Here is an 11,900-nt window from a genome sequence, read left to right as displayed (position 1 = left end):
GACAAGCCCGCTCGCCACAGAAAGTCTGCTCGCCACAGCGTCCACATCAGACCGTAATGTTGTGCTTGACGAGGAAGGCGACGAAAGCCTCTTCGTCCAATACCTTCAGGCCCAGCTCGCTGGCCTTGGCCAGTTTGGAACCCGCACCCGGCCCCGCTACCACGCAATGGGTTTTCGCCGAGACGGAACCCGCCACCTTGGCGCCGAGGCTTTCGAGCTTTTCCTTGGCCACGTCGCGGCTCATCAGCTCCAGGGAGCCAGTGAGTACCCAGGTGTGGCCCGCTTCGGGCAAGCCTTCGACGACTTTCTTCTCGCTGTCCCAATGCATGCCGAAGTCCTTGAGCTGTTGCTCAATGGCCAAGGCACGGCGGGCATTCTCGGCGTTGTCGAAGAACTCGCGCACGGCCTTGGCCTGCTTCTCGGGCAGGGCCTGGCGCATGTCGAGCCAGTCGGCCTTGATCACGCCTTCGAGGGTGACGAACTTGTCCGCCAGCTTCTGCGCAGCACCGGGGCCGACGCTCGGTACGTGCAGTTTGTCGAGCAACCCGCCCAGGGTGGTGCTGGCGGCGAATTCGGCACTCAGGTCGCCCTGATCCTGCAATTGCAGTCCACACTCTTGCGGCGACAGCAGTGCGCCGATCACGTCCTGGTTATGGCTGTCTTCAAAGAAACTATGAATCTCATGCGCCACTTCCAGGCCCACGTCCGGCAAGTACGTGAGCACTTCGGGCAAGGCCTTCTGCACGCGCTCCAGGGAGGCCAGGGAGCGCGCCAGCACCTTGGCGGTCTCCTCGCCTACATCGGGAATGCCGAGGGCGTAGATAAAACGCGCGAGGGTCGGAGACTTGCTGTTTTCGATGGCGGTGATCAGCTTCTTGCTGGAAATGTCGGCAAAGCCTTCCAGGTCGATGATCTGCTCGTACTTGAGCTTGTAGAGGTCGGCCGGCGAGCCGATGAGCTTTTCATCCACCAGTTGCTCGATGGTCTTGTCGCCCAGGCCGTCGATGTCCATGGCGCGGCGAGAGACGAAGTGGATGATCGCCTGCTTGAGCTGCGCGCCACAGGCCAGGCGGCCGACGCACCGGTACACCGCGCCTTCGCTGACGGTTTCCTTGCCCTTGCTGCGTTTGACCAACTGGGTACGCTCCACGTGGGAACCGCACACCGGGCAACTCTCAGGGATCGGCACCGCACGCGCGTTTTCCGGGCGACGCTCAAGCACCACCGAGACCACCTGCGGGATCACATCCCCGGCGCGGCGGATGATCACGGTATCGCCGATCATCACGCCCAGGCGCGCCACTTCATCCATGTTGTGCAAGGTGGCGTTGGACACGGTGACACCCGCGACCTTGACCGGTTTGAGCCGTGCCACTGGCGTGACGGCACCCGTGCGGCCGACCTGAAACTCCACGTCGAGCAATTCGGTTAGCTCTTCCAGGGCCGGGAATTTATGCGCGATGGCCCAGCGCGGTTCGCGAGCACGGAAGCCCAGCTCACGTTGGGAGGCGATGCTGTTGACCTTGAACACCACGCCGTCAATCTCATACGGCAGGCTGTTACGGCGTTCGCCGATATCGCGGTAGTAATCCAGGCAATCCTGGATGCCCTTGGCCAGCTTCAGCTCATGGCTGATGGGCATGCCCCATTTCTGCAACTGTTGCAGGTTGCCGATGTGGGTGTCGCTGATGTCGGTGGTCACACCATAGCAGCAAAACTCCAAGGGTCGGCTGGCGGTGATCTTCGAATCCAACTGGCGCAGGCTGCCGGCCGCCGCGTTGCGCGGGTTGGCGAAAGTCTTGCCGCCGACTTCCAGTTGCGAGGCATTGAGCCGCTCGAAACCGGCCTTGGACATGAACACTTCGCCCCGCACTTCCAGGGTCGCCGGCCAGCCGCTGCCGTGCAGTTTCAACGGGATATTGCGCACGGTGCGCACGTTGACGCTGATGTCTTCGCCGGTGGTACCGTCGCCACGGGTGGCGCCGCGCACCAGCTCACCGTCCTGATACAGCAGGCTGACCGCCAGGCCATCCAGCTTAGGTTCGCAGCTGTATTCCACCACCGCGCCACCACCAAACAGATCGCCGGCCGGCAGGTCGAGGCCTTCGGTGACCCGGCGATCGAACTCCAGCATGGTGGTTTCATCAAACGCGTTGCCGAGGCTGAGCATGGGGATCTCATGCTTGACCTGGGTGAACGCCGACAACGCCGCACTGCCGACCCGCTGCGTCGGGGAGTCGCGCGTGACCAGGTCCGGGTGCTCGGCTTCCAGGGCCTTGAGCTCATGGAACAGCCGGTCGTACTCGGCGTCCGGAATGCTCGGCTCGTCGAGGACGTGGTAGCGGTAGTTGTGCTGATCCAGTTCAGCGCGCAGTTCGAGGATGCGGGTGTGGGCGGCGGTCATGGGTGTTCTCTCAGAAAGCAAAAGAGCAGCCGAAGCTGCTCAATATGTTAGTGCGCTTATTCTATCCGACAACGCCGAGGAGCAATCCTCAGCGTTTTTGTGTCAGGGCGCGACGCTCGAACTCGACGATGCGCTGACGGTAATGCTCGATGGTCTGGGCGGTCAGGACGCTGCGTTGGTCGTCCTTGAGTTCGCCGTTCAGTTCCTGGGACAGCTTGCGGGCTGCGGCGACCATCACGTCGAACGCCTGTTTCGGGTGACGCGGGCCTGGCAGGCCGAGGAAGAAGCTCACCGCCGGGGTGCTGAACAGGTCGATATCGTCCAGGTCGAAGGTGCCCGGCTTGACCGCGTTGGCCATGGAGAACAGCACTTCGCCGTTACCGGCCATGCTTTCGTGGCGGTGGAAGATATCCATCTCGCCGAAACGCAGGCCGCTTTCCAGAATATTTTGCAACAAAGCCGGGCCCTTGAAGCCGGCGGCATCGCGGCAGATCACGCTGATCACCAGCACTTCTTCGGCGGCAGGCTGGTCGTTCACGGATTGGCGCGGCGCGTTCTTGCCCGCGTTTTCATCCGGGAAATCATCGTCGCGGCTGCTGAAGCTCGGGCCGTCATCGACGTCCAGGTCCAGATCGGCCTGGCGCGGCTCGGCCACCACCGGCGCGGCGCGCTTGCCACGCTTGGAAGACGGCTCGCGGGCTTCACGCACCGGCGCGCTCATCGACGGCAAGTCGTGCTCGTCCAGTTGCGGTTCTTTATGGGTATCCAGCACACGGGGCGGCCCCAGCAGCTCGGCGCTGCCGTCGTCGTCAGGCAAGTTGGACAGGTTGCGGTCCAGACGGAATTTAAGCTTGCCCTTGCCACCGCGCATGCGGCGCCAGCCATCAAAAAGAATACCGGCAATGACAATTATGCCGATGACGATCAGCCACTCGCGCAGACCGATTTCCATGTAATCCCGTGCCTCTAATAAAAAATGCTGAAAAATAAGGGGTTTAGCAACGTGCAAACCGCTTTAAAACGTGGCGCCAACTCTATGTTCTGACTGACGTTTTGCCCACGCATACGAAAATTTGACATTAAACTAGCACGACCAAAGATAACTTTACACCGTCTGTCAAAATGCCTTGAACAAATATGTCCATTTGCCACTTTCGCCAGACCGGTAAAGCGTCTTACCGCGCACTATAAAAATTCTGTCTCGGCATGGTTCAAGACTCCACCATCGCCATCGCTTCTTCCACATCCACCGCAACCAAACGTGAACAGCCCGGTTCGTGCATCGTCACCCCCATCAATTGATCCGCCATCTCCATGGCGATCTTGTTGTGGGTGATATAGATGAACTGCACGGTCTGGGACATCTCTTTAACCAACCGTGCATACCGTCCAACGTTAGCGTCATCCAGCGGGGCGTCAACTTCGTCGAGCATGCAGAACGGCGCCGGGTTCAACTTGAAGATGGCAAATACCAGGGCCAACGCGGTCAGGGCTTTTTCGCCGCCGGACAACAAATGGATGGTGCTGTTCTTCTTGCCCGGAGGCCGCGCCATGATCGTTACCCCTGTATCGAGTAGATCTTCGCCCGTCAGTTCCAAGTAAGCGCTGCCACCGCCGAAAACTTTTGGGAATAAGGCCTGTAAACCGCCATTAATCTGATCAAAGGTATCTTTGAAGCGGTTACGGGTTTCCTTGTCGATCTTGCGGATCACGTTTCCCAAGGTGTCCAGGGCTTCGACCAGGTCGGCGTCCTGGGCATCCAGATAACGTTTACGCTCGGATTGTTGCTGGTACTCGTCGATGGCCGCCAAGTTGATCGCGCCCAGGCGTTGAATACGCGCAGCAATCCGCTCAAGTTCTTCTTCGGCGTCTTTCTCATTGGCCTGGGCGGTCAGGGTATTGAGCACGCCGTGCAGGTCGTAGCCGTCTTCCAGCAACTGGTCTTGCAGGGTCTTGCGGCGCACGGTCAGGGCTTGCCATTCCATGCGCTGCTGTTCGAGTTGGCCGCGGATCAGCTGGGATTGCTGCTCGGCCTGGGTCCGGCGCTTTTCGGCGTCGCGCAGTTCGCGGTCGGCGTCTTCCAGGGCGATCTGCGCGGTCTTGAGCTCTTCGTCGACGGTCATGCGCTTGTCGAGCAATTCTTCGAGCTTGAGGCGCAGCTCTTCCAGCGGCGCTTCGCCCTCTTCCAGGTTGAGGCTCAGTTGTTCGCGCTTTTCGGTGAGGCGTTCGGACTGCATCTCCAGGCGTTCAAGGGCCTGGGCGGTGGACGCGTGCTGGGCCTTGAGCGAGCCCAGGCGCACCGCCAGCTGATGCGCGTGATCCTTGTGCTGGCGGGCTTCCTGGCGCACACGGTCGAGGCGTTCGCGCAGGCTGTCACGCTGGGCCAGCAGCAGTTCGCGCTGCTCGGTGTCCAGCGCCATGCTGTCGAGGGCCTCCTGCAATTGCAGGCGCGCTTCGCCAATCTGCTCGTGTTCCAGGGCGCGTTGCTCGCCCATCTCTGCCACTTCTTCGTCGAGGCGGGTACGGCGCAGGGTCAGTTGCTCGACCTTGGCTTTGCTCGCGGAAAGCTGGGCTTTCAATTCGCCTTGCTGGCGCGCTTCGTCCTGCAACAGGCGCCGCAGGTGTTCGCGACCGGTCTCTTGCTGACGCTGGGTGGCGCGCAGGGTTTGCAGTTCGGTTTCCAGGCTTTCGAGGGTGGCTTCGCGTTCTTCGCGTTCGGCGATCAGGTTGACGATTTCCTGGCCACGGGCCAATACGCCACTTTCGGCTTCACTGGCGCGACGTACACGCAGGAAGTGCCGGCCGACCCAGTAGCCGTCGCGGCTGATCAGGCTTTCACCGGCGCCGAGTTGGCCGCGCCGAGCCAAGGCCTGCTCCAGTGATTCGACCGGTTTGACCTGGCCCAGCCAAGGCGATAGATCAATCGCTGCTTCAACCTTATCCAACAGGCTGCCCGGCACCCGCGTGCCGTCGGCGGCCGGGCTGAGCAAACGCAAATCGCCTTGAGCAAAACCGGACAGGTCGAACCCGCCAAAATCATCCACCAGCACGGCTTGCAGGTCGGCGCCGAGCACGGTCTCCACCGCCAGCTCCCAGCCCGCCTCCACTTTCAAGCCTTCAGCCAATCGTGGTCGCTCGGCCAGATGCTGATCGCGCAGCCATTCGGCAGTGCCGGTGCCCGGATCCAACGCGGCTTGCTGCAAGGCTTCCAAGGATGCCAATCGACCATTGAGCCGCTGCAAATCACCCTGGGCCTGCTGCTGCGCCTGGGTCGCCTGTAGCAGTTGCTGACGCAATTGCTCCAGGCGCTCCACTTGTTGTTCTTCGCTGGCTTCCAGCTCTTCCAGCGTCATTTCGCTTTCGGCCAGTTGCTCGCTCAGTTCCATGATCGCCGCGTCTTCCGGGTCGGCGGACAGCAATGCGCGTTCTTCCTGCGTCCGGCGCTGGCGCTCGGCCAGACGCTCCATGCTGGTTTCCAGTTGCTGGATGCGCGACTGCTGCACCTCGGCCTGACGGCGTGGCTCGGCGGATTGCAGGTTGAACGTGTCCCACTGCTCCTGCCAGCCATGCATGGTGGTTTCGGATTCTTCCAGGGCGGCGGCGGCTTCTTCGGCGGCGGCACTGGTAACTTCCTGCTCGGGGGTGAGCATGTCCAGCTCTTCGCCGAGGGTCAGCAGCAAGGTGCGGTCGTGGCCCAGGTGCGATTCGGTCTCCAGGCGTGCGCGTTCGGCTTCCTTCAAATCATCCTGCAATTGGCGCAGGCGCTGCTGACCGTGCTGGATGCTCTGCTCGACGCGGGCAATGTCGCCGCCCACCGAATAGAAACGGCCCTGCACCAGATTGAAGCGCTCGGACAGGTCATGGTGACCGTCACGCAGGCGTTCGATGCTGGCGTCGGCGTTGCGCTGCTCGGCCACCAGCGCTTCAAAGCTGATTTCCTGGGTGCCGATGATCGCTTCGCGCTGGCCGACCTGATCATTCAGCGCCTGCCAGCGCAGGGCCGAGAGTTGCGCCTTGAGCTGGCGTTCTTCGCCCTTGTATTCCTGATATTTCTCGGCGGCCTGGGCCTGGCGGTGCAGGCGTTCAAGTTGACGCTCCAGCTCTTCGCGCAGGTCAGTCAGGCGGGCGAGGTTTTCATGGGTGCGGCGGATACGGTTTTCGGTCTCGCGACGGCGCTCCTTGTACTTGGAGATGCCGGCCGCCTCCTCGATGAAGTTGCGCAGGTCTTCAGGCTTGGCTTCGATCAGCTTGGAGATCATGCCCTGCTCGATGATCGAGTAGCTGCGCGGGCCCAGGCCGGTGCCCAGGAAGATATCGGTGATGTCGCGGCGCCGACATTTGGTGCCGTTGAGGAAGTAGCTGTTCTGGCTGTCGCGGGTCACTTTGCGGCGAATGGAAATTTCCGCATAGGCCGCGTACTCACCAATCAAGGTGCCGTCAGAGTTATCGAACACCAGTTCGATGCTGGCCTGGCTCACCGGCTTGCGGCTGGTTGAGCCGTTGAAGATGACGTCGGTCATCGACTCGCCACGCAGGTTCTTGGCCGAGCTCTCGCCCATCACCCAACGGACGGCGTCGATGATGTTCGACTTGCCGCAACCGTTGGGCCCGACCACCGCCGCCATGTTACTGGGGAAGTTCACCGTGGTCGGGTCGACGAAGGATTTGAACCCCGCCAGTTTGATGCACTTGAGCCGCACGTTTAGGCGTCCGCCAACGCAGCGATGACCAGCGAGCAACTGCGCTCGCCGTAGGCCGACAGCACTTGGCGGATCTGCGGCAGGTCACGGGCCAGCACGGCGGCGAGCAGTTGCTCGAACAGCGCCAGGTACTCGCTCATGGACGCCTTGCGTTGATCCAGCGCCAGGTAATAGGCGCGGTTCATCGCCGGCTGCAGGTTCTCGACGGTTTCCTGCAGATACGGGTTGTTGGCGAAGGGGTACGCGGCGCGCATCACATTGAAGCTTTCTTCGACGAAGGCGCGGATGTCCTGGCGCTCGAAGCTGGCGATCAGGCGCTGCTGGATCTGCATGAACGGCGCCATGTCGGCCTGGGTCTGCCAGCCCTGGGCCACCGCGTTGCCGAGCAGGATGTACAGCTCGCCCATCAAGGTGCACAGGCTCTGCACCTTGTGCGCCGTGAGTTCGGTGACGTGGGCGCCACGACGCGGCAGGATCGCGATCAGGTGGCGGCGTTCGAGGATCAGCAAGGCTTCGCGCACGGAACCACGGCTGACATTGAGTGCCAGCGTGACCTTTTGCTCCTGGATCCGCTCCCCAGGCTTGAGATCGCCGCGAATGATGCGTTCGGCGAGGTGGTGAGCAATTTGCTCGGCGAGACTGTCCGGCGCCTTGAACGTCATGTTTTCCCTTCAAAATCTTCTATCGGTACAAGCGCGGCAGTGTAGCGCATTGGCTGGCTGATGGCGCTACGCCCACCTTTCAGAATTTGGCACGGAATAAGCAGCGATGAACACCCACAAGCCCCCAAAAACACCGGTTCCAGAAGACTGGACCATAATTGAAAGTGTTGTGACTGCATTTTCTTGACCTTCTGGTCAGAAAATCGTTGACCGAAAAGTCAGACATGACTAGATTCGGCGCAAAGCGGTTAACAACAATAATGAGTCTGCGAGGCCTTCCGTGATCCAGTTTTTACTTAACCAGGAACTCCGTAGCGAGCACGCCCTGGACCCCAACCTGACGGTGCTCAACTATCTGCGTGAGCATTTGGGCAAATCCGGCACCAAGGAAGGCTGCGCCAGCGGCGATTGCGGTGCCTGCACCGTGGTGGTCGGTGAGTTGCATACGGATGCTCAAGGCGCCGAGCAGATCCGTTATCGCAGCCTCAATTCGTGCCTGACCTTTGTGTCGTCGTTGCACGGCAAGCAACTGATCAGCGTTGAAGACCTCAAGCACCAGGGCCAACTGCACAGCGTCCAACAAGCCATGGTCGAGTGCCACGGCTCGCAATGCGGCTTTTGCACCCCCGGCTTCGTGATGTCGTTGTTCGCCCTGCAAAAGAACAGCGACGCCCCCGACAGCCAAAAAGCCCACGAAGCCCTGGCCGGCAACCTGTGCCGCTGCACCGGTTATCGCCCGATCCTTGCCGCCGCCGAGCAGGCTTGCTGCAACAAACCCCAGGATCAGTTCGACAGCCGCCAGGCCGAGACCATTGCCCGCCTCAAAGCCATCGCACCCACGCAAACCGGTGAACTCAACAGCGGCGATAAACGCTGCCTGGTGCCACTGACCGTCGCCGACCTGGCCGACCTCTATGACGCCTACCCGCAAGCCCGCTTGTTGGCCGGCGGCACCGACCTGGCGCTGGAAGTCACCCAGTTCCACCGCACGCTGCCGGTGATGATCTACGTCGGTAACATTGAAGAAATGAAGCGCATCGACGACTTCGACGACCGCCTGGAAATCGGCGCCGCCACCGCCCTCTCCGACTGCTACACCGCGCTGCACCATGAATACCCGGACTTCGGCGAGCTGCTGCACCGCTTCGCTTCCCTGCAGATACGCAACCAGGGCACCCTGGGCGGCAACATCGGCAACGCCTCGCCGATCGGTGATTCGCCGCCACTGCTGATCGCCTTGGGCGCGCAGATCGTCTTGTGCAAAGGCGAAACCCGCCGCACCTTGGCGCTGGAAGATTACTTCATCGACTACCGCGTCACCGCGCGCCAGGACAGCGAGTTCATCGAGAAGATCATCGTGCCCAAAGGCCACACGCTGTTCCGCGCCTACAAGGTCTCCAAGCGCCTGGACGATGATATTTCCGCCGTCTGCGCCGCGTTCAACCTGAAGATCGAAAACGGGGTGATCAACGAGGCCCGCGTGGCGTTCGGCGGCATGGCGGCTACCCCCAAACGCGCCAAAAGCTGCGAAGCCGCGTTGGTTGGCGCCACCTGGAATTCCGCTACTGTCGAGAAAGCCTGCGCCGCCCTGGCCGAGGATTTCACCCCGCTGTCGGACTTCCGCGCCAGCAAGGAATACCGCCTGCTCAGCGCGCAGAACCTGCTGCGCAAATACTTCATCGAGCTGCAAACGCCGCACATCGAGACTCGGGTGACCGCTTATGTCTAACCATCACGCCGTCGTTAAAACCCAGGCTGAGCTGGCCGAACTGTTCGCCCAGGACCTGACCTCCGGGGTCGGTCGCAGCGTCAAGCATGACAGCGCCGCCAAGCACGTGTCCGGTGAAGCGCAGTACATCGATGACCGCCTGGAATTCCCCAACCAACTGCACCTGTATGCGCGCATGTCCGACCGCGCCCATGCGCGCATCCTCAGCATCGACACCGCGCCCTGCTATGCCTTTGACGGCGTGCGCATTGTCATCACCCATGAAGACGTGCCGGGGCTGAAAGACATCGGCCCCTTGATGCCAGGTGATCCATTGCTGGCCATCGACACCGTGCAGTTCGTCGGCCAGGTCGTGCTGGCGGTTGCCGCCCGCGACCTGGAAACCGCACGCAAAGCCGCGATGGCCGCGGTGATCGAATATGAAGACCTGGAACCGGTGCTGGACGTGGTCGAGGCCTTTCGCAAGAAGCATTTTGTGCTCGACAGCCACACCCACCAGCGCGGCGATTCAGCGGGCGCCTTGGCCACGGCGAAAAACCGTATCCAGGGCACCCTGCACATCGGCGGCCAGGAACACTTTTACCTGGAAACCCAGATCTCTTCGGTGATGCCTACCGAAGACGGCGGCATGATCGTCTACTGCTCCACGCAGAACCCCACCGAAGTGCAGAAACTGGTGGCCGAAGTGCTGGACGTGTCGATGAATAAAATCGTCGTCGACATGCGCCGCATGGGCGGTGGTTTCGGCGGCAAGGAAACCCAGGCGGCCAGCCCCGCCTGCCTGTGCGCGGTGGTCGCGCGCCTGACTGGCCAGCCGACCAAGATGCGCCTGCCGCGCGTCGAAGACATGTTGATGACCGGCAAGCGCCACCCCTTCTATATCGAATACGACGTGGGCTTCGACGACACAGGGCGCCTGCACGGTATCAACCTGGAGCTGGCGGGCAACTGCGGCTGTTCGCCGGACCTGTCCAACTCGATTGTCGACCGTGCGATGTTCCACGCTGACAATTCGTATTACCTGGGCGATGCCACGGTCAACGGCCATCGCTGCAAGACCAACACCGCGTCCAACACCGCCTACCGTGGTTTCGGCGGCCCGCAAGGCATGGTTGCCATCGAGGAAGTGATGGACGCCATCGCTCGCCATCTGGCGCTGGACCCACTGGCGGTGCGCAAGGCCAACTATTACGGCAAGACCGAGCGCAACGTCACCCACTACTACCAGACCGTCGAGCACAACATGCTCGAAGAGATGACTGCCGAACTGGAAGCCAGCAGCCAATACGCCGAACGCCGCGAAGCGATCCGCCTGTACAACGCCCACAGCCCGATCCTGAAAAAAGGCCTGGCGTTGACTCCGGTGAAGTTCGGCATTTCGTTTACCGCCAGCTTCCTCAACCAGGCCGGTGCGCTGATCCATATCTACACCGATGGCAGCATCCACCTGAACCATGGCGGCACCGAGATGGGCCAGGGTTTGAACACCAAGGTTGCGCAGGTGGTGGCCGAAGTGTTCCAGGTCGAAATCGACCGCGTGCAGATCACCGCCACCAACACCGACAAGGTGCCCAACACCTCACCGACCGCCGCTTCCAGCGGTGCCGACTTGAATGGCAAGGCCGCACAGAACGCCGCCGAAACCATCAAGCAGCGCCTGGTGGAATTCGCCGCACGCAAGTACGACGTGAGCGAAGCGGACGTGGAATTCCACAACGGCCATGTGCGCGTGCGGGATCAGATCCTCACCTTTGAGGCGCTGATCCAGCAGGCCTATTTCGCCCAGGTTTCGCTCTCCAGTACCGGCTTCTACAAGACCCCGAAAATCTTCTACGACCGTAGCCAGTCGCGCGGTCGGCCGTTCTACTACTTCGCCTTCGGCGCAGCCTGCTGCGAAGTGATCGTCGACACCCTGACCGGCGAATACAAGATGCTGCGCACCGACATCCTCCACGACGTCGGCGCCTCGCTGAACCCGGCCATCGACATCGGCCAGGTCGAAGGCGGCTTTATCCAGGGCATGGGCTGGCTGACCATGGAGGAACTGGTGTGGAACAACAAGGGCAAGCTGATGACCAACGGCCCGGCCAGCTACAAGATCCCGGCCGTGGCCGACATGCCGCTGGACCTGCGGGTTAAGCTGGTGGAAAACCGCAAGAACCCGGAAGACACGGTGTTCCATTCCAAGGCCGTGGGCGAACCGCCTTTCATGCTTGGGATTGCTTCGTGGTGCGCGATCAAGGATGCGGTGGCGAGTCTTGGTGACTATCGCCATCAGCCCAAGATCGATGCGCCAGCGACACCGGAGCGGGTGTTGTGGGGCTGCGAACAAATGCGGCAGTTAAAGGCGGCGAAGGTGGTTGAGGCTGATACCGAGATGGCTTCGCTTTAAACCGAGGCGCGGC

At 61.5% G+C, this 11,900-nt stretch carries 6 protein-coding genes; 2 read left to right on the top strand and 4 right to left on the bottom strand.

Annotation, left to right across the window (positions count from 1 at the left end):
• Positions 1-46: 46 nt before the first annotated feature.
• The 4 genes from ligA to HX812_RS24140 all read right to left on the bottom strand — a co-directional run bounded on the left by ligA (position 47) and on the right by HX812_RS24140 (position 7,766).
• Positions 47-2,404 carry an NAD-dependent DNA ligase LigA gene (gene ligA / locus HX812_RS24155; protein ID WP_038844933.1) on the bottom strand — a complete coding sequence of 786 codons (2,358 nt, stop codon included), beginning with the start codon at positions 2,402-2,404 and terminating at the stop codon, positions 47-49.
• 88 nt (positions 2,405-2,492) lie between these two features.
• The gene (gene zipA, locus HX812_RS24150) at positions 2,493-3,356 is read right to left on the bottom strand and encodes a cell division protein ZipA (RefSeq protein ID WP_016979286.1); all 864 of its coding nucleotides are present in this window, start codon (positions 3,354-3,356) and stop codon (positions 2,493-2,495) included.
• A gap of 259 nt (positions 3,357-3,615) precedes the next feature.
• Positions 3,616-7,104, bottom strand: coding sequence for a chromosome segregation protein SMC (gene smc / locus HX812_RS24145; RefSeq protein ID WP_038844931.1), 3,489 nt, complete (start codon positions 7,102-7,104; stop codon positions 3,616-3,618).
• A 2-nt stretch (positions 7,105-7,106) separates the two neighbouring features.
• A complete protein-coding gene (locus HX812_RS24140; protein WP_028617494.1) occupies positions 7,107-7,766 on the bottom strand; it encodes a GntR family transcriptional regulator in 660 nt (219 codons plus the stop codon).
• 280 nt (positions 7,767-8,046) lie between these two features.
• Here HX812_RS24140 and xdhA point away from each other — a divergent pair, with 280 nt between their 5' ends.
• Both xdhA and xdhB read left to right on the top strand, forming a co-directional pair.
• Entirely contained in the window at positions 8,047-9,495 is a 1,449-nt protein-coding gene (xdhA, locus tag HX812_RS24135; protein ID WP_038844929.1) for a xanthine dehydrogenase small subunit, read from the top strand.
• A complete protein-coding gene (xdhB, locus tag HX812_RS24130; protein WP_038844927.1) occupies positions 9,488-11,887 on the top strand; it encodes a xanthine dehydrogenase molybdopterin binding subunit in 2,400 nt (799 codons plus the stop codon). The genes xdhA and xdhB overlap by 8 nt, the downstream gene beginning before the upstream one ends.
• Positions 11,888-11,900: the final 13 nt, after the last annotated feature.

The sequence above is a fragment of the Pseudomonas sp. IPO3749 genome (assembly GCF_013386605.1).
In the GTDB taxonomy this organism is placed as follows: domain Bacteria; phylum Pseudomonadota; class Gammaproteobacteria; order Pseudomonadales; family Pseudomonadaceae; genus Aquipseudomonas; species Aquipseudomonas azotoformans_A.
The sequence above is the reverse complement of the archived record's forward strand: the minus strand, read 5'-3'. Positions and strand labels throughout refer to the sequence as shown.

Coding starts and splice junctions, on each gene's coding strand:
- ligA (WP_038844933.1), bottom strand. CDS start 2,404: ATGACCGCCGCCCACACCCGCATCCTCGAACTGCGCGCTGAACTGGAT.
- zipA (WP_016979286.1), bottom strand. CDS start 3,356: ATGGAAATCGGTCTGCGCGAGTGGCTGATCGTCATCGGCATAATTGTC.
- HX812_RS24140 (WP_028617494.1), bottom strand. CDS start 7,766: ATGACGTTCAAGGCGCCGGACAGTCTCGCCGAGCAAATTGCTCACCAC.
- xdhB (WP_038844927.1), top strand. CDS start 9,488: ATGTCTAACCATCACGCCGTCGTTAAAACCCAGGCTGAGCTGGCCGAA.